The 17,620-nt window shown below is 72.3% G+C and carries 13 protein-coding genes; 6 read left to right on the top strand and 7 right to left on the bottom strand.

What is annotated here, in order from left to right; genetic code table 11:
- Positions 1 to 108: 108 nt before the first annotated feature.
- Together ACHMXE_RS14515 and ACHMXE_RS14510 are read left to right on the top strand one after the other, a co-directional pair.
- On the top strand, positions 109 to 522 hold the full coding sequence (locus ACHMXE_RS14515) for a VOC family protein (RefSeq protein ID WP_093356034.1): 414 nt from the start codon (positions 109 to 111) through the stop codon (positions 520 to 522).
- Positions 519 to 1,727, top strand: coding sequence for a hypothetical protein (locus ACHMXE_RS14510; RefSeq protein ID WP_395349885.1), 1,209 nt, complete (start codon positions 519 to 521; stop codon positions 1,725 to 1,727). The genes ACHMXE_RS14515 and ACHMXE_RS14510 overlap by 4 nt, the downstream gene beginning before the upstream one ends.
- A 19-nt stretch (positions 1,728 to 1,746) precedes the next feature.
- On the opposite strand, the gene ACHMXE_RS14505 is transcribed toward ACHMXE_RS14510, so the two are convergent.
- From ACHMXE_RS14505 to ACHMXE_RS14495, 3 genes are read right to left on the bottom strand one after another with little or no spacing between them, the layout of a single operon-like run.
- Positions 1,747 to 2,721 carry a tripartite tricarboxylate transporter substrate binding protein gene (locus tag ACHMXE_RS14505; protein ID WP_203203062.1) on the bottom strand — a complete coding sequence of 325 codons (975 nt, stop codon included), beginning with the start codon at positions 2,719 to 2,721 and terminating at the stop codon, positions 1,747 to 1,749.
- A gap of 19 nt (positions 2,722 to 2,740) precedes the next feature.
- Positions 2,741 to 2,962, bottom strand: coding sequence for a hypothetical protein (locus ACHMXE_RS14500; protein ID WP_209542871.1), 222 nt, complete (start codon positions 2,960 to 2,962; stop codon positions 2,741 to 2,743).
- Positions 2,959 to 4,761: an FAD-dependent monooxygenase gene (locus ACHMXE_RS14495; protein ID WP_395349884.1), complete on the bottom strand. Its 1,803-nt coding sequence runs from the start codon at positions 4,759 to 4,761 to the stop codon at positions 2,959 to 2,961. Before ACHMXE_RS14495 ends, ACHMXE_RS14500 begins: the two co-directional genes overlap by 4 nt.
- An 88-nt stretch (positions 4,762 to 4,849) precedes the next feature.
- On the opposite strand from ACHMXE_RS14495, the gene ACHMXE_RS14490 reads away from it, so the two are divergent.
- Entirely contained in the window at positions 4,850 to 5,635 is a 786-nt protein-coding gene (locus ACHMXE_RS14490; protein ID WP_395349883.1) for a response regulator transcription factor, read from the top strand.
- A gap of 10 nt (positions 5,636 to 5,645) precedes the next feature.
- Here the strand turns inward: ACHMXE_RS14490 and ACHMXE_RS14485 are convergent, their stop codons facing one another.
- Positions 5,646 to 6,743, bottom strand: coding sequence for a fumarylacetoacetate hydrolase family protein (locus tag ACHMXE_RS14485; protein ID WP_395349882.1), 1,098 nt, complete (start codon positions 6,741 to 6,743; stop codon positions 5,646 to 5,648).
- 132 nt (positions 6,744 to 6,875) lie between these two features.
- Here ACHMXE_RS14485 and ACHMXE_RS14480 point away from each other — a divergent pair, with 132 nt between their 5' ends.
- Positions 6,876 to 8,060, top strand: coding sequence for a DUF3108 domain-containing protein (locus ACHMXE_RS14480; protein WP_395349880.1), 1,185 nt, complete (start codon positions 6,876 to 6,878; stop codon positions 8,058 to 8,060).
- 117 nt (positions 8,061 to 8,177) lie between these two features.
- Complete coding sequence (locus ACHMXE_RS14475; RefSeq protein WP_057597632.1) at positions 8,178 to 8,456, top strand: DUF3567 domain-containing protein; 279 nt, start codon at positions 8,178 to 8,180, stop codon at positions 8,454 to 8,456.
- A gap of 54 nt (positions 8,457 to 8,510) precedes the next feature.
- Here the strand turns inward: ACHMXE_RS14475 and ACHMXE_RS14470 are convergent, their stop codons facing one another.
- The gene (locus tag ACHMXE_RS14470; RefSeq protein ID WP_395349878.1) at positions 8,511 to 9,566 is read right to left on the bottom strand and encodes an AbrB family transcriptional regulator; all 1,056 of its coding nucleotides are present in this window, start codon (positions 9,564 to 9,566) and stop codon (positions 8,511 to 8,513) included.
- 71 nt (positions 9,567 to 9,637) lie between these two features.
- Here ACHMXE_RS14470 and ACHMXE_RS14465 point away from each other — a divergent pair, with 71 nt between their 5' ends.
- Positions 9,638 to 10,489, top strand: a complete 852-nt coding sequence (locus tag ACHMXE_RS14465; protein WP_395349875.1) for a ChaN family lipoprotein — start codon at positions 9,638 to 9,640, stop codon at positions 10,487 to 10,489.
- Positions 10,490 to 10,550: 61 nt separating this feature from the next.
- Here ACHMXE_RS14465 and ACHMXE_RS14460 read toward each other — a convergent pair whose 3' ends face one another.
- Positions 10,551 to 15,917: a hypothetical protein gene (locus ACHMXE_RS14460; protein WP_395349874.1), complete on the bottom strand. Its 5,367-nt coding sequence runs from the start codon at positions 15,915 to 15,917 to the stop codon at positions 10,551 to 10,553.
- A gap of 103 nt (positions 15,918 to 16,020) precedes the next feature.
- Complete coding sequence (locus tag ACHMXE_RS14455; protein ID WP_395349872.1) at positions 16,021 to 17,616, bottom strand: CsgG/HfaB family protein; 1,596 nt, start codon at positions 17,614 to 17,616, stop codon at positions 16,021 to 16,023.
- Positions 17,617 to 17,620: the final 4 nt, after the last annotated feature.

The following is a 17,620-nucleotide window of genomic DNA, read 5'->3' as shown; positions in this document are numbered from 1 at the left end:
GTCGATTTCGCGCCTCGGTGCAACCAGTGCCCGGAGTATCCGCAAGGCTCGCTCCATGAAGAAAGAAAGTCCGGCATTACAACAGCACCGCTGCCCATAATCCGGAACATGCAGAGCATCTTCCATCTCGCCTTCCACGTGCGCGACCTCGACACCGCACGCCGCTTCTATGGCGAGGCCCTCGGCTGCACCGAAGGCCGCAGCACCGACACCTGGGTCGATTTCGACTTTTTCGGCCACCAGATCTCGCTGCATCTGGGCGAACCCTTCGCCACCACGCGCACCGGTCGCGTCGGCGACGCGATGGTGCCGATGCCGCATTTCGGCATCGTGCTGGCCCTGCCCGACTGGCAGGCACTGGCCGCGCGGCTCGAGGCCGCCGGCACCGACTTCGTGCTGAAGCCCCAGGTGCGTTTCGAAGGACAGCCGGGCGAGCAGTGGACCATGTTCTTCTGCGACCCCTTCGGCAATCCGATCGAGGCAAAGGGCTTCCGCTCGCTCGACGCGCTTTACGACAAGTGACCCACGCTCCGGTCCGGCCGGTCGATGTTCCGCGGCTCGCGGCGCGGCTGGCCCTGGCCGCGGCGCTGGCCCTGCCGCTGCTGGTGGGCACTGCCGCCGCGCGCGCGGCGCAGGACTGCGAACTCAACGGCCAGCCGGTCAACCCCGCCAACGGCAACGAGACCGCGCGCAAGACCGGCTTGCTGCGCTGCAAGGACCGCGGCAGCGGCCAGCTGCTGCGCGAGGAGCAGATCCAGAACGGCGTCTTCATGGGCCTGGTGCGCGTCTACGAGAACGGCCGGCTCGCGAAGGAGCACACGCTCAACGCCAAGGGCAACATGCAAGGCCCGGCGCGCGAGTTCGCGCCCGACGGCCAGGTGCTGCGCGAGGCCACCTACGACGACGGCCAGGAACGCGGCCTGGTGCGCAGCTTCTATCCGGGCGGCAAGCTGCGCCGCGCCAGCTTCTATCCCGACCAGGGCGGCGACCGGGCCTCGGCCGAGTTCACCGAACGCGGCCAGCTCTCGGCGCTGCGCTGCGGCAACGCGCCGGTACTGGCGCCCGCGGCCGACGACGCGCGGCTGTGCGGCTTCGGCGGCACGCCCTCGCAGGTCGAGCTGTTCGACGCGCGCGGCACCCTGCGCTCGCGCCAGTCCTACCTGGCCGGCAAGCGCGTGCGCACGCAGGATTTCTACGACAACGGCAAGCCCTCGCTGCTCGACGAGATCAGCGGCAACCAGCGCACCGAGCGCCAGTTCTCGTCCGAGGGCGTGAAGCGCCGCGAGACCGTCTCGCTGCTGGGGGCGGCGCGCTCGGCGATCCGCCTGCGCGACCAGGAGTTCTCCGAGCGCGGCACGCTGGTGCGCGACCAGCGCTGGAACAGCGCCGGCGAGCCGATCGGCGACGACAGCTACTACCTCAACGGCCAGCCGCACACCAGGTCGGTCTACGGCGGCACGGGCAGCGCGCGCACGGTGCTGGTCACCGAGTTCCACGACAACGGCCAGCGCGCCGCGCTGGGCCGCTACCTCGTGGGCGGGCGCGGCGCGCGGCAGCTGCCGCAGGGCACGCACCAGCGCTTCGACGAGAAGGGCGCGCTGGTCGCCGAATCGAGCTTCGACGCGCGCGGCCGCGTCACGCGCGAGCGCAGCTGGGACGAGAACGGCGAGCTGGTGCGCGACGACGAGGTGTTCGAGGACGGCTCGCGCAAGGCCTACGCGCGCTGAGAGCCGCCCTCCGGGGCGATCAGTCGAGCTTGATGCCTGCCTGCTTGATGATCGGGCCCCAGCGCTTCGACTCCGCGCGCGACAGCGCCGCGAACTGGGCCGGCGTGCCGGGCATGGCTTCCATGCCGAAGTCTTCGAAGCGCTTCTGCACCTGCGGATTGCCGAAGGCGCGGTTGAGGTCGCCGTTGAGCTTGTTCACCACCGCCGCGGGCAGGCCGGCCGGGCCGAGCACGCCCTGGAACGCGAACACCTCGGAGTTCGACACGCCCACCTCGGCCAGCGTCGGCACCTCGGGCAGCAGCTTGCTGCGCGCGCCCGAGCCGATGGCCAGCACGCGCACCTTGTTGCCCTTCATGATCGACAGGCCCGAGGCCAGGTCGAGGAACATGCACGGCACCTGGCCGCCCATCACGTCGGCCATGGCCGGCGCGGCGCCGCGGTAGGGGATGTGGGTGATGAAGGTGCCGGTGCGCACCTTGAACATCTCCATCGCCAGGTGGTGCGGCGAGCCGTTGCCCGGCGAGGCGTAGTTGACCTTGCCCGGGTTGGCCTTCACGTAGGCCAGGAACTCCTTGAAGTTCTTGGCCGGGAAGTCCGGGTGCACCACCAGCGCCAGCGGGAACTTGCCGATCGCGCCGATGTAGCTGAAGTCCTTCTCGGGGTTGAAGGGCAGCTTGCCGAACAGGTGCTCGTTGAAGGCCAGTACCGCGTTGTCGGCCGACAGCACGGTGTAGCCGTCGGGCTTGCTCTTGGCGACCATGTCGGCGCCGATGTTGGTCGAGGCGCCGGGGCGGTTGTCGATCACGATCTGCTGGCCCAGCGTCTGGCGCATGGCCTCGGCCAGCGCGCGCGCGATCACGTCGGTGCCGCCGCCCGCGGGATAGGGCACCACCCAGCGGATCAGTTGCGAGGGATAGTCCTGCGCACGGGCGAAGGGCGCGGCGGCCACGGCGGCGCCCGAGGCGAGCGTGGCAAGGAGGGTACGGCGGTCCATGAGGGTCATCTCCAGGTTGTCATTCGGTTGCGGACAGCGATGGTACGGGCAGCGCATGCAGCGCGTCGGCCAGCGCGGCGCGGCAGCGCGCCTCGTCGCCGACCTGCTCGAACAGCAGCAGCGCGAGCCGCGCGAGGAACAGCGATTCGCGCTCGGTGCCGGCCTCGCTGATGGCGTTCGCGCAGTCGGCGTAGAGGCGGTCGCGGGCCTCGGGGGCCAGGGTGGGAAGTGCGGTGGTCATGCGGCGAGGGTCTCCAGTTGCACGGCGGCGGCCGCGCGTTCGAGCGCGCGCGGCAGCGCGCCCGCGCTCAGGTGGCGCCAGCGCGCGGCCACGTGGCCGTCGGGGCGCAGCAGGTAGACGGCGCCCTCGCGCGCGCCGAGGGCGTCGAACACCCGCGCGTCGGCATGGGCATCGGCGGGGCCGTCGGCCGCGATCGTGCACAGCGCGAACGGCAGGGGGCCCTCTTGCGCCCGTGCGATGTCGTCGGCCGGCAATTCGATGGCGGCACCGTGCGTGGGCTGCAGCACCAGCAGCGTGAAGCGCGCACCGATCCGGTCGGTGAGATGGCCCTGCGCGAGCTGCTGCTCGGGCATCGCCTCGCCGGGCAGCGGGCCGGCGGGCAGCGCGTCGCCGTCCGCGCTCGACAGCGGCGAATGGTCGTAGCGCACCGCCTGCGTCTGGCGCGGATTGATCAGCTGCGCGATGCCGCGGTGCACGCCCGACAGCGACAGCGCGGCCTCGCGCAGCAGGTCGAAGCCGCGCGAGGGCGGCGACATGAACTCGGTGCTGCGCATCGCGTTCTCGGCATTGACGTGGAAGGCGGCGATGCGCTCCGTGGAGTAGCTGTCGAGCAGCGCGGCATCCGACAGCCCGCGCGCCACGAAGGCCAGCTTCCAGGCCAGGTTGTCGGCATCGTCGAAGCCCGAGTTGAGGCCGCGCACGCCGAAGATCGGCATCGCATGCGCCGCGTTGCCCGCGAACAGCACGCGGCCGTGGCGGTAGCTCGCGAGCGTCATCGCGCCGGCGCGGTAGACAGAGGTCCAGACCGTCTTCCACGGCAGGTGGCCCTCGCCGATCGCGTCGAGGTGGCGCTGCACGAACTCGGCCACGGCCGGCGGCTGCAGCGCCTCCTCGGTGCTCTGGCCGGCGCGCAGCTGGTAGTCGATGCGCCAGATGTCGTCGGGCTGCCGGTGCATCAGCACGGTCGAGCCCGGGTTCCATGGCGGGTCGAACCAGGCGCGGCGCTCGGTCGGATGGCCGCTCCTGAGCTCGATGTCGATGATCACGTAGCGGCCTTCGTAGCCCGTGCCCTCGAGCGCCAGGCCCAGTGCCTTGCGCACGAAGCTCTGGCCGCCGTCGCAGGCCGCGAGCCACTGGCCACGCAGTTGGTACTCGCCCTGCGCGTTGCGCGCCTCGAGCAGCACGCCCGCGTCGTCCTGTGACAGGCCGGTGAGCTCGGTGCCCCAGCGGATGTCGATCAGCCCCGGCGCCGCGGCGTTGCGGCGCTCGATCTCCTCGAGCAGGTAGTGCTCGGCGTAGTACTGCTCGAGGTTGATCATCGGCGGCAGCTTCTGCCGCGCGTCGTGCGGCATCTCGAAGCGGAACACCTCCTCGGTCTTGTAGAAGCTGCGCCCGCCGGTCCACGGCAGGCCCTTGGCCAGGAAGGCCGGCAGCACGCCCAGCCGCGCCATGATCTCCAAGCTGCGGCGCGAGATGCAGGCCGCGCGGCTGCCGACGCAGACCGTGTCGTCGGCCTCGAGGATCACGCTGCGCACGCCGTGGTTGGCGAGCCCCAGCGCGAGCGCCATGCCGACCGGGCCGCCGCCCGCGATCACCACCGGATGGCTGCCGCTCGCCACCGCCTCGAGGCCGTCGGCCGCGAGCGCGGGCAGGCGCACCGGGTAGCGCGTGTAGTCGAAGGCGCCGACCGAGGGCGGCAGGCCGGCCGCTGGCGGCGGCAGCGGTCCGCCGGCGGCGTCGCCGGGGCGCGCGGCCGGAGCAACGGGCGTTGGGTTCGAGGGAGCAACGGGGCGGTTCATGCCCGGGATTGTCCCGACGCGCCCGGCGCCGCATTGTCATAACTTCGTACGAAGTGTTTACCCGGATCCCTCACCCCTTCCCTGCCCCATGAAACGCTGGCGCCTTCCCGCCGCGCCCGAGGCCACGCTGTCGGCCGGCGTGGTCGGCGACGTGCTCGCCGGCGTCGGCACGCCGCACCTCGCGGCCAGCTACCTCGCCGCGATGCAGCGCGTGATGCCGGTCACCTTCTGCACCGTGTTCGCGGTCGGCGCCAGCGGCCGCATCGAGACCGTCTCGGCCGCCAGCAGCTACGGCAGCACGGCGGAGCGCACGGCCGAGCGCTACGTCGCGCAGCGCTTCGACCTGCTCGATCCCAACATGGCCTGGCTGGCCGCGCGCAAGCTGCCGCGGCGCGCGCAACTGTGGCTGGGCCACCAGCTCGGCGACGAGGTGGCCGATCCGGCCTACCGCGCCGCCTGCTATGGCGACGTCGGCATCCGCGAGCGCGCTTCGGTGCTGTTGCTGCTGCCCACGGGCCAGCGCGTGGCCGTGAGCTTCTACCGCAGCCTGGCGCAGCCCGAGTTCGGCGCCGGCGACTTCGCCGTCATCGAGCGCCACGCCACCCTGCTGGCCGACGCCACCACCGCCCACGGCCGCAGCGCCGTGGCCGCACGCGAGGCCACGGCACCGGCGCTGGCCTCGCGGCTGCTCACGCTGAGCCTGCGCGAGCGCGAGGTCATCGGCCATCTGATGGCCGGGCGCACCGCGAAGGAGGCGGCGCGCGAGATCGGCGTCGAGCTCACGACCGTGCGCACCCATCAGTACCGGGCGTTCCGGCGGCTGGGGATACGGTCGCAGAAGGAATTGCTGCGCGGCTGGCCCGCGGCGCAGTGAGGCGGGCCGTTCAGTCCTCGGAGGCCTGCGCCTCGGCCGCGTCGTCGGGCACCGCCACCGGCGCGGGCTTCGCGGCCTCGTCCGCCGCCGCCTTCGCGCGCCCGCCCGGCGCCACGATCTCCTGGTCGATCGCGCCGAACATCGAGCGGCCGTCGAGCCCCTTCATCTCGATGCGGATGGTGTCGCCGTAGCGCATGAACTCGGTCGAGGGCGCGCCGTCCTGGATGGTCTCGATGCAGCGCTTCTCGGCGATGCACGAATAGCCGCGCGGCCATTCCATGCGGCCGTTCTTCTCCACGCCCTTGTTGCTCACGGTGCCGCTGCCGACGATGCTGCCGGCGCGCACGTTGCGCGTCTTGGCGACGTGGGCGATGAGCTGGCCGAAGTGGAAGGTCATCTCGGGACCGGCTTCGCACAGGCCGACCTTGCGGCCGTTCCAGCTGCTCTGCAGCGCGAGGTGCACGCGGCCGCCGGCCCAGGCCTCGCCGAGCTCGTCGAGCGTCACGGCCACGGGGCTGAAGGCGGTGGCGGGCTTGCTCTGGAAGAAGCCGAAGCCCTTGGCGAGCTCGGCCGGGATCAGGTTGCGCAGGCTGACGTCGTTGGCCAGCATCACGAGGCGGATGCCGTCGAGCGCCTGCTCGGGCGTGGCGCCCATCTTCACGTCGCCGGTGACGACCGCGATCTCGGCCTCGAAGTCGATGCCCATGGCCTCGCTGGGCACGACCACGTCGTCGGTCGGGCCGAGGAAGTCGTCGCTGCCGCCCTGGTACATCAGCGGGTCCTGATAGAAGCTCTCGGGCACCTCGGCGTTGCGCGCCTTGCGCACCAGCTCGACGTGGTTGAGGTAGGCCGAGCCGTCGGCCCACTGGTAGGCGCGCGGCAGCGGCGCCATGCACTGGGCGGGGTCGAAGGGAAAGGCGTGGCGCGCGCGGCCGGCGTTGAGCGCGGCATACAGGTCCTGCAGCTGCGGCGCCATGAAACCCCAGTCGTCGAGCACCTGCTGCAGGCGGTGGGCGATGCCGGTGGCGTAGTGGGCGAGCGTGAGGTCGCGCGACACGACGACGAGCTGGCCGTCGCGCGAGCCGTCCTTGAGGGTGGCGAGTTTCATGGTGCGGTGCTGGGAAAAAGGCGACGGGGCGCCGCGCCGGGCCGCGCGCCGCTCCCCTAAACTGGTTGGACGGGCGGCAGTGTACCGAGGTGGCCCCGATGAACCTCGGCCGCGGCGCCCACTCCACCCTCCATGCCGACGACCGTCGCCTCCCCACCCTCCTCCGCGGCGCCCTGGCGGCCTTCGTGGCGGGCGCTGGCGCTGCTGACGCTGCTGGTGGCGCTCGCGCACATGGCGCTGCTGGGCCTCGCGCCGGCCGGCCTCGGCGCCGAGCCCGCGTCGCCGATCACCAAGTTCAGCACGCGCACCATCGTGATCGCACCGCCGGTGGCCGAAACGCCCGCGGCGGCGCCACCACCACCGGCCGCGACCGCCCCGCCCGCGGCGACCAGGCCGCTGCGGCCGCGCGCGGTGCATGCGCCGCGGCCGAAGCCCGATCCGGTCCCCGCGGCGGCCGCCCCCTCGCCCGACCCAACGCCCGAGGCCATGGCGCCCAAGGACCCGGAATCGCCCGACCTGGTGGCGCAGGCCGCTCCCGATTCAGGAGCAGCACCCACGCCCGAGCCGCCCGCCAGCGCGGCCGCCGCCCCGTCGGCCACGCCGGGCAGCGCGCCCGCCGCCGGCGCCGGCGAAGCGCCCACCACGATGGCCGGCACCCAGTCGCTGCGCATTCCGGGCTCGGTCACGCTGAGTTTCGATGCCGTCGGTCAACGTGGAGCCGCGCCGCAAAGCGGCTTCTTCGGCGAACTGGTCTGGCTTCAGGATGGCACCCGCTACGACGGCCGGCTGACCCTCAAGGCCACGTTCTTCACACTGCTGAACTGGCACAGCACCGGGGTGATCGGCCCTTCGGGACTGGAGCCCGAGCGTTATTCCGAAAGCCGGAGATCCGAGCAGGCCTCGCATTTCGCGCGCGACCGCGGCGAGGTGGTGTTCAGCAACAACGCCCCCACCGTGCCGCTGAAGCCCGGCGCGCAGGACCGCATGAGCGTCATGATGCAGCTCGGCGGCCTGCTGGCGGCCAGCCCCGAGCGCTACCCGGCCGGCACCCGGATCGCGATCCAGACCGTGGGAGCGCGTGACGCCGACGTCTGGGTGTTCGTGGTCGGCGACGAGGAAAAACTGAGCCTGCCGGCCGGCGAGTACCTGGCGCGCAAGCTCACGCGCGATCCGCGCAAGCCTTTCGACCGCAAGGTCGAACTCTGGCTGGCCCCGGCCTACGGCTATCTGCCGGTGCGAATCCTCCAGACCGAGCCGAATGGCGACTTCGCTGACGCCCGATTGCGCAAACCCCTACCCGCCACGCCCCCCGGTTGATGCGAAAAACCAGTCATCCAAACGTTTTAATGGCAACACGACAACCCATCTTGAAACTGGCGCGTTGATTGCTATGTAACCCTCATGAACGCCCTCGACATCCTCACAGGCCCCGCCATGAACATGCTTTACGACTCGGATTCCTTCGTCGTCGTGCACGTGCAGCCGAACGAAGGCGAAGTTCCGGCTGAACCCAACGTGCCGGTGCTCGAGCGCCACGGTTTCGAGATCGTCGACAAGCGTTCCGGCAAGGAGCTCTACCTCGACGGTTCCTGGGCCGAGCTGTTCCGCCAGCAGATCGCGGCCTGGCAGCTCAACACGCCCACCCAGGAAGAGGTCGAGGACACGCTCGAGGGCTACGCCGAGCTGGCGCAGACGCCGCTTCTGGTGCACTGAGCCGAGTCCCGTGCCAGCAACGAAGCGCCCCGCGGGGCGCTTTTTCTTTGGCTTCTACCGGTAGATCCAGCGAAACATCGGCCCGACCAGCAGCAGCACCGCCACCAGCCGGCAGACCTGGAACGCCGTCACCACCGGCACCCCGAGCTGCAGCACCTTGGCCGTGATCGACATCTCGGCGATGCCGCCCGGCGAGGTGCCGAGGATCATGGTGGCCGGATGCAGCCCGGTGGCCCAGGCCAGCAGCCAGGCCACGCCGGCGCACACCACGAGCATGGCCAGCGTGCCCAGCGTCACCGAGCCGAGCCAGCGCGGCGCGGTGTGCAGGAACTCGCGGCTGAAGCGCACGCCCAGGCTCACGGCGATCAGCAGCTGCGCGGCATTCGACATCCAGCCCGGCACCGCCGACAGCGACAGCCCGGCGACGGTGAAACCCATCGCCACCAGCAGCGCCCCCATGAACCACGGGTTGGTGCGGCCCAGCGCGCGCATCGCCAAACCGCCCGCGCCGGTGGCCACGGCCAGCAGCGCGAGGCCGCCGGGGTTCACTTCGCGCGCGCTCGGCGGGCTGATCTCCAGCCCATGCAGCCCGCTCCACTGCATCGCGAACGGGATCGTCACCGTGACGATCAGCACGCGCAGGCTGTGGGCCGCGGCCACCAGGTCGGTGCGCGCGCCCTTGGCCTCGGCCAGCAAGGTCATCTCCGAGGCGCCGCCGATCGCGCCCGCGAAGTAAGTCGTGGCTCTCATGGAACGCTCCGGCACCTGGGGCATGCGCGGTGCATGCAGGCCGTAGAGCCAGCGCCCGAAGCCCCAGCCCAGCAGCAGCGCCCAGGCGATCGCGAGCACGATCGCCCACCAGACGCTGGCCACCAGCGCGACCACGTGCGGCGTGAAATACAGGCCCAGCGCGGTGCCGATGGTCCACTGCCCGGCATTGCGTAGCGGCACGTGGCTGGCCATGGGCGCACCCGCGATCGAGGCCAGCGACACCGCCAGCAGTGGGCCGATCATCCAGGGCAGCGGGGTGTGGAGCGCGAGGCAGATCTGGGCCGCCACGAAGGCGAGCAGCAGCGTGGCCAGCACGCGGACCGGGAAGGAAAGGGACACGCGGAACGGACGGACAGGCGGTAGGGGCAAAGGACGGCAGCGCGCGCGGCGCCGTTGCGTAGTATGGCGCGATGTCTTTCGCGCACCGGCCCGTCTCCTCCCTCCTGCTTGCTCTTCTGGGCAGCACCCTCATCGCCGGCTGCGCGGGCTGGCCCGGTGGCGCCGACGCCCCGGACGCACCCATCGCCCGCCGCGTCGAGGCCCTGCTGCCCACCGACGCCCTGCTGCTCGGCGAGCAACACGACGCCCCCGAACACCATGCGATCGAGCGCGAGACGGTCGAGGCGCTGACCGCGCGCGGCCGGCTCGCCGCGCTGGCGCTCGAGATGGCCGAGGAAGGCAACGGCACCGCGCACCTGCCGGCCGCGGCCACCGAAGCCCAGGTGCGTACCGCGCTGAGCTGGAACGACAAGGCCTGGCCCTGGGCCGACTACGGTCCGGCCGTGATGGCCGCGGTGCGCGCCGGCGTGCCGGTGGTCGGCGCCAACCTGCCGCGCGCGCGCATGAAGGACGCGATGGCCGACGTCTCGCTCGACGTGCAGCTCAACGGCGAGGCCTACACCGCGCAGCAGGACGCCGTGCGCGAGGGCCACTGCAAGCTGCTGCCCGAATCGCAGATCGTGCCCATGACCCGGATCCAGGTCGGTCGCGACCGCGCCATGGCCCAGGCCATCGTCAAGGCGCGCCAGCCGGGCCGCACCGTGCTGCTGATCGCGGGTGCGGGCCATGTCGACCGCCAGCTCGGCGTGGCGCAGCACCTGCCCGACGAGGTCTCGTTCAAGACCGTGCGCCTGCTCGCCGCGCCCCCCGATGCCACGGCGACCTCGCCCGGCTACGACCGCACCTGGCGCACGCCGCCGCTGCCCGAGAAGGACTACTGCGCGGAGCTCCGCAAGTCGATGGGCCCGGCGAAGAAGTCCTGAGCGATCCGGACGTGCGAAGGCCGCGGCAGGACGAGCGTCCGGCCGCGGCCTTCGTCTTTCTTCATGCGGCGGGCCCGCGGGCCCGCGCCCGCTTCAGCGCGACAGGATCGACGAGGTCGCCGAGTTGCCGGTGGCCGAGGCCGTGACCTGGTTGCCGGTGGTGCGCAGCGTGCTGCTGCCCACCGGCCCCATCACGCCGGCACCGAAGTTCACCGTCGTCACCGTGGCCGACACCATGCCGCTGTTGACCTGGTAGTTGCCGACCGCCGCGCTCGCCGTGCCGGTGTTCAGCGCGGTCTGCGTCACGCGGTTGGTGGCGCTGTTGCCGAAGGCCTGCGCGCTCAGCGTGTTGCCGTTGACGCCGACGCTGCCGTTGAGCGTGCCCGGGCCGGTCGCGTTGAGCGCCACCTGGTAGCTGGTGCCCGTGCTCGACGCGTTCACCGCGCCGCTGTTGGTCTGGCTGTTGAGCACGCCCACGCTGGCACCGAGGTTGAGCGCCAGCGGCGAAGCCACGAAGACCACGTTGCCGTTGGGGAGCGCGCCGCCGTAGCTGCCACCCGCGCTCGAGTCGACCAGGTTGGTGGCCGCGTTGCCGCGCGCCAGCGCCGAGGTGGTGTTGCCGTTGAGGGCCACGCTGCCCGCGTTGAGCGGATCGCTGCCCGCGAGGGTCACGCCCGCGGCCGTGACGGCCGACGAGGTCACCGTGGCGCTGCTGGTCTGCGCGTTCGACACGCCCACGCTCGCCCCCTGCGTCGCGTCGCCCGCCACCGTGGCGGCGTTGATCGCGCGGTTCGCCGAGGCCTCGGCCAGCGTGCTGTTGTTCGAGATCGTCGCCGCGCCGTTGAACAGCCCCGCCGTGTTCGGCACCAGCCGGTCGTCGTTGTAGATCGCGGTGGTGGCGGTGCTGGTGACCGAGGTCGCCGCGGCCTGGCGGTTCGCCACCAGGTGGTCGCCCGTGGCCGTCTGCCCGCCCGCCGCCGTTTCCGACAGCGTCACGCTGCCCGTCGACGCCGCCGGCTGCAGGTTGGCCGCCTTCACGTCGAGCGTGTTGGTCGCGTCGTTCATCACGCCCAGCGCCGTGTTGGTGTTGCCCGAGAGCCGCACCGACGAGCCCGAGGATGCGGCCGGCGCGAACAGCTCGGAGTTCGAGCTGGCCGTGACCGGCGCCTGACCGACCTGCGTCGACTGGACCACCGCGCGCGCATCGACGTTGGCGCCCGAGAGCGTCGCGGCGTTGACCGTGGTGTTCGAGGCGGCGCGCGCGCTCTGACGGTTGTCCGACAGGCTCAGCGTCGCGCCCTGCACCGCGGCGGTGCCGAGGGTGTCGATGCCGATGCTGCCGGTGGCGATCGCGCCCACCGGGCCGGCGCCCACCTGCACGTTGACCAGCGCATGGTCGGCGCTCGCGAGCACCGCCGAGCCCGCGGCCGTGGTCAGCGCCGAGCCCGCCAGGCCGGTGGCGATGGCGCCGCCCTTCACCTCGATGCTGTTGGTCGAGGCATTGCCGGTGGCGGCCGCGCCGGTGACGTTGCCCTCGAGCGTGGCGCTGCTGTCGATCAGCGCGGTGGTGCCGTTCAGGGGTCAGCCGGGTCGTGTTGTTGGCGATTCCGCTCACGGCGGCGGCGCTGAGCTGGGAGTTCAGCAGGCCGGTGGTGGCGCCCTGCGAGGCACCGCCCGTGAGCGACACCGCGTTGCCCGCGCGGTTGCCCGCCGCCTCGGCGAGCGTCTGGTTGCCCGACATCGCGACCGCGCTGTCGACCACGCCCGGGCCGGCCGGCACGGCGCGGTCGTCGTTGAAGATCGCGCTGTCGGCGGTCGCGCTGGCCGAGGTGATGGCCGACTGGCGGTTCATCAGCGCATGGATGGCGACGGTGCCCCCGTCGCCCGGCCCGGCGGTCTGCAGCACCAGGGTGGGCAGGATCGCGTTGGCCGTGGTGTCGGCCGCGACGGCGATGCGGCTGGTCGCGTCGTTGACCACGGCCTGCGCGCTGTTGGCGTTGCCCGAGATCGTCACCGAGGAATTCGACGCCGAGGCCGGCGCGTAGGCCTGCGCGAACGAGCGCGCCTCCACCGCCGCCAGGCTGGCCTGGCCCGACTGCAGCGCCGAGGTGGCCGAGACGCTGCCGGCCGCCAGCGCGATGTCGTTGCTGGCGCTGTTGGCCACCGCCTTCGCGCTCTGGGCGTTGTTCGACACGCTGAGCGTGCTGCCATCGACCCCCCCGCCCGGCGCGGTGCCGATGCCGAAGGCACCGGCCGCCTTGGACGAGATCGCCGCGGTATTCAGCATCAGCTGCGCGTTGGACAGCGCATGGTCGCCGAGCGCGCCGTTCAGCACCGCGGCGTTGGCCGCCGCGGCCACCGGCAGCACGCCGCCCGTGTCGATGGCGTTGCCCTTCACCTCGATGCCGTTGACGGCCGTGTTGCCGGTGGCCGTGCCGCGCACCGCGTTGCCGTCCACCGAGAGCTGCGAATCGGTGATGCCCTTGCCGCTGACCGCGAGCTGCACCCCGGCCTGGTCGGTCAGCGCGCCGCCCTCGAGCCCGAGCTGCGAGGTGGTCTTGGCCGTGGTGATCTGCAGGTTCTGCACCGCCGTGGTGGTGGCGATGCCGGCCGCGGCGAGGCGCACGCCGTTGACCGCGCTGTTGCTGGTCGCGGCGGCCGCGGTGGTGTTGTTGTCGGCATCGAGCTTCGAGTCGTGGACGCCCGCGCCCGCCCCGCCGGTGCCGAACTGCGTCAGCACCTCGGGCCCGCCGCTGCGCGTGGCCGCCACCGTGCCCTGTCCCGACTGCGCGTTCTGCACGCTGAACGAGGCATCGGTGGTCGCGACCCCGCCGGTCACGGTGGCGCCCGAGAGCACCAGGCCCGCGGTGCCGATCGAGGTGGCCGTCACGTCCACCGTGTTGCCGGTGGCGCGGCTGCCGTAGGCCAGGGCCTGCGTCGTGTTGCCGCTGCTCGAGACCGAGGCGTCCTGCACGCCGCCGTCGACCACCGTGCGCACCACGTTGCCGCCGACCGTGTTGGCCTCGACCTTGGTGTTGGCGCCGGCCACCGACTGCACGTTGGTCACGTTGGCCACCGAGGCGAAGTCGCTCGAGGCGATCTGGTTGGCGCCGAGCTTCAGGCCGTTGGCCGCGTCGTTGCCATAGCTGGCGGCGACGAAGGCGTTGCGGTCGTTGCCGAGGCTGGCCGACGCGACGTCGCCGCTCACCGTGGCCGCGATGGAATTCACGCTGACCGCCGTGGCGCCGACCGTCGACTGGATCGACTGGCTGCCGAGGATGGCGTAGGAGGCATTCACCGCCGGCTGCGTGGCCAGGCTGTTGTCGAAGGGCAGGTTGTTGCCGAGGTTGGCGGTGATGGTCGAGGCCGTGTCCGTGGAGGGGTTCACCGTCACGTTGCCGGCCTGCACGCCCAGCGTGCTGGTGGCCGAGTTGCCGTAGGCGATGGCGCGCTGCAGGTTGTCGCTGGCCGTGGCCGAGCCGCCCGACAGGTTGCCGGCCACCGCGACGCGGGCCTCGGGCACGTTGAGCACCGCGCCGGTCGAGGAGGTGGCATCGTTCATCTGCACGCTGGCGATGCCGGCGCCGGTGCCGACCGCATTGCCCTTGATCGACAGGTCGCTCGCGGCGCCGCTGCCGACCGCCACCGCCTCCTGCCGGTTGCCGGTGAGCGACAGCCCGCTGTCGGCCACCGTGGCCGGCCCGTTCGCGACCAGCCAGACCTTGGAGGTGCCGTTGATCGCCGTGACGGTGCTGGCGTTGTAGTTGCCCTGCAGGTTGGTCAGGGTGACGGCGCCCTTGGCCGACACGCGGCCATCGGCGCTGGTGCCGCCGCCGAGCGCCACCGCGTCGCTGCCCAGCGCCACGGTGTTCGCGTCGAGCGCCAGGCCCTGGTTGATCTGGTTGCCGCGCGCCGCGACCGACGCGCTGTTGTTCGCCACGGTCACGCTGCTGGCCTTGGTCTGGCCGGTGGCGTCGCCGGTCTGCACCGCGACGATGGTGCCGTTGGCGACCGCCGACACCGCCGATTCGGTGTTGGCCTGCTGGTTCGAGATGCCTGCCGTGCCCGCGAAGCTGGCCGCGGTGGTGCCGGGCAGGATCGCGCTCGAGGCGATGTTGCCGGTGGCCGCGGCGCTCACGCTGTTGTCCTTGAGCGTGACGCTGCCGCCGTCGATCGACTGCACGCCCGCGAGCACCTGGCCGTTGACGGTCTGCGCCAGCACGCTGGAGCGCAGGTTGCCCTGGCTGTTGAGCACGGCCAGGTCGGCATTGAGGGTGCTGGTGACGGCGGTGCCGCCGTGCACGGTGTCGTTCACCGGCGTGGTGCCGGCGCCCGCGACCGAGACGCCGTTCATCACGATGCGGTTGCCCGCGCTGCCGGCGCTGGCCGCGAGTGCCTCGTTGCCGGTGGCGGCGCTCGAGATGGTGTTGCCCTGCACCGAGAGCGAGCCGCGCAGTTCGTTGACCACGCCCGCGGGTGCGCCGGTGACCAGCGCCTGCACGGTCGAGTTGGAGTTGTCGGCCGCGTGCGTGACCGCCGCGAGGATGCCGTTGCCGTTGGCCTGCAGGTTCGACACCACCGCCGAGCCCGCGAAGCTCGGCGCCGCGCCCGCCTGGATCTCGGCCGCGCTGCTCGCGCTGTTGCCGCGCAGCGTGGCCGACAGCGTGTTGCGCTCGAGGGTGGCGCCGGCGGTCACGGTGTTGGCCATCGTCGAGGTCAGCGCCAGGTCGATCCTGTTGTTGGCCAGGCCCGCGCCCGAGGCCGCTCCGGTGCCCAGCTGCAGCGAGGTCACGACGATGTTGCCCTGCGCGTCGAACAGCGGTGTGCCGCCCGGGTAGACCAGCGCCGCGCCGCCGGTGATGCCCTTGGCGCCGGCCATCGCGCCGCCGGTCACCAGCGAGCTGCCCTTGTTGATCACGCTCGAGGCCGAGATCGTGTTGTCGGTGGCGGCCGCGCTGCCGTTCGTGAAGTTGTTGAGCTCGACCGCGAGCTTGCTCTTGGCGACGCCGGCGGCGATGGCACCGCTGTTGGTGGCCACGCCCAGCGAGGCCGCGTTGTCGACCGGCGTGGAGGCCGGGCTGCCCGAGGCGGGCTGGATCGCGTTCGCGAAGTCGTTGCCGGCGGCGCTGGCGCCGATCAGGTTGCCGCTGGTGCTGGCCGCGATCGGATTCGGATTGGCCGGCGTGCCGCTGACCGTGGTGCCGCCGACGGCACCCGTGATGCTCGCCGTCACGCCGTTGGTGTTGGAGGGCTGCGAGTTCGCCATCGACGTTCCCGACACCGAGCCGTTGAGCGTGTTGCTCACGGTGGTGTCGGCCGCCTGCGCGGCGCCGGCGGCGAGCAGCGCGACCGCGACCGCGGAACCGATGCGGCTGAGACTGGTGGCGGGCCTGCGGGCGCCCCGGTTGCGGATCTTGCGAGCTTTCATGGCGTGACTCCTGGTGTGAAGACGTTGTGGACGAAAGGGACGGACGAACGCAGGGGAACCGGGCGGCCCTCGCGGGCGCGCACGGTCCGAGGGAACGGGGGTGTCAGCTGCCGCGGCCGGGGGCGGCGGCGGGATCGGGGCTGGCGGCGGCCGCGGGGCCGCTCGCGCTGACGGTCTGGGCCGCGTCGGGCACGGCGGCGGTGCTGGCGGCGCCGGCCGGGGCGACCGCGCTGTCGCCGGTCGGTGCCGGCGCGGGCGCGACGGAGGCGCTGGGCAGGGGCGCGACCGTGGCGGCGCCCTGCGGCGTGGCGGGCGCGGGGCCGTTGCCCACCACCGGCGCGCCGATGCGCAGCTTCGCGATCTCCTGCAGCCCGGGGCCGTCGCGGTGGATCGAGGTGTCGGCCGCGTCGGGCCGCCACAGCACCGTGATCGCGGCCGGCGCGATGCCGCGGTTGGCCAGCGCCGAGGTCACGGCGGCGATGCGCTGGTCGGTGAGCTCGTCGCGCTTGCGCGCGTCCCAGTTCTCGGTGTCGCGCGCCACCAGCACGATGTCGGTGGCGCCCTTCTTCGCGGCGCCCGCGACCTGGTCGATCTGCGCCAGCGCGCTGCCGCCGAGCGCGGTGGCGCCGAAGTCGAAGGCCACCTGCAGCGCGGCGCCGGTCAGCCGCGCGCCGCCCGAGCCCGCGGCATTGACGGCCAAGCCCGGGCTCGCCTGCACCACCGGCGCCGCCGCGCCGCCGGCCGCGCCGGCATCGGCCGGGTTCTGCACCTTGCGCAGCTGCTCGGCCGGCACCAGCGGGATCTGCTCGCCGCCGCCCGGACGCAGCGTCATGCAGGGCCGATGGTCGACCTGCGTGACCGCGGCCATCAGCCGCACCACGCCTTCCTCGAGCGCCGCGCGCACGCCCATCTGCACCGGCTCCTGGCCCTTGGCGCCGATGTCGACGTCGTAGAGCCGGCTGCCGAAGAAGCGGAACACGTTGAGCCCGACCTCGTAGCCGTTGAACTGCTTGGTGAGGCTCACGGTGCGCACCACCATCAGCGAGCGCGTGTCGACGATGCGCAGGTCCACGCCCACCGACTGGGTGAAGGTGCGCGCCTTCACGCCGACCTGGTTCACCGCCACCTCGGCGCCGCCCGAGTTGATGTTGTAGTTGAGCTCGGTGATGCCGCCGACGATGAAGTAGTCGGACTTGTTGATCGTGCCGCCGAAGTACGGCAGCCACGGCACCACCTGCGCGCCGCCGCCGGGCCCGCCGCCGAGCTGGTGCGTGCGGCCGTCGCCGAGCTGGCGGCGGTCGGCGTAGGCCAGCTCGCGCTCGGCGATCACCGGGTCGAAGCGCTCGGCGATGCGCACCGCGCCGCCGAGCTTGCCGAGCGCCGAATAGACCATCAGCGCGCCGCCCTGCGTGATCGCGTTGCCTTCGTTGATGCTGTACTTGCCGGTGTAGTCCTTCACGTCGCCCACGCCGATCACCACCTCGGGACGGCGCGTGGCCGCGATGTGGTCGGCGAAGCAGGCCAGCACCGGCTCCATCGGCGTGACGTTGTCGCGCACCGAGGGCCCCAGCACCACCGGTGCCTCGTTGGGCGCGAAGCGCTGCTGCGGCGCGGAGGTGCAGCCGGCCAGCACCAGCGCGCCGGCCAGCGGCGCCGCGAGAAAGACCGCCCGGCGGGGGTGGGGCGAGATGCTGTGCATGGCG

Source organism: Variovorax sp. UC122_21 (genome assembly GCF_044056785.1).
GTDB lineage: Bacteria > Pseudomonadota > Gammaproteobacteria > Burkholderiales > Burkholderiaceae_C > Variovorax.
This window is presented reverse-complemented; position numbering and strand designations above follow the sequence as displayed.

Bases quoted from the DNA above. Each gene is read 5' to 3' on its own strand.
- ACHMXE_RS14515 (WP_093356034.1), top strand. From the start codon at position 109: ATGCAGAGCATCTTCCATCTCGCCTTCCACGTGCGCGACCTCGACACC.
- ACHMXE_RS14505 (WP_203203062.1), bottom strand. From the start codon at position 2,721: ATGGACCGCCGTACCCTCCTTGCCACGCTCGCCTCGGGCGCCGCCGTG.
- ACHMXE_RS14500 (WP_209542871.1), bottom strand. From the start codon at position 2,962: ATGACCACCGCACTTCCCACCCTGGCCCCCGAGGCCCGCGACCGCCTC.
- ACHMXE_RS14495 (WP_395349884.1), bottom strand. From the start codon at position 4,761: ATGAACCGCCCCGTTGCTCCCTCGAACCCAACGCCCGTTGCTCCGGCC.
- ACHMXE_RS14490 (WP_395349883.1), top strand. From the start codon at position 4,850: ATGAAACGCTGGCGCCTTCCCGCCGCGCCCGAGGCCACGCTGTCGGCC.
- ACHMXE_RS14485 (WP_395349882.1), bottom strand. From the start codon at position 6,743: ATGAAACTCGCCACCCTCAAGGACGGCTCGCGCGACGGCCAGCTCGTC.
- ACHMXE_RS14480 (WP_395349880.1), top strand. From the start codon at position 6,876: ATGCCGACGACCGTCGCCTCCCCACCCTCCTCCGCGGCGCCCTGGCGG.
- ACHMXE_RS14475 (WP_057597632.1), top strand. From the start codon at position 8,178: ATGAACATGCTTTACGACTCGGATTCCTTCGTCGTCGTGCACGTGCAG.
- ACHMXE_RS14465 (WP_395349875.1), top strand. From the start codon at position 9,638: ATGTCTTTCGCGCACCGGCCCGTCTCCTCCCTCCTGCTTGCTCTTCTG.
- ACHMXE_RS14460 (WP_395349874.1), bottom strand. From the start codon at position 15,917: ATGAAAGCTCGCAAGATCCGCAACCGGGGCGCCCGCAGGCCCGCCACC.
- ACHMXE_RS14455 (WP_395349872.1), bottom strand. From the start codon at position 17,616: ATGCACAGCATCTCGCCCCACCCCCGCCGGGCGGTCTTTCTCGCGGCG.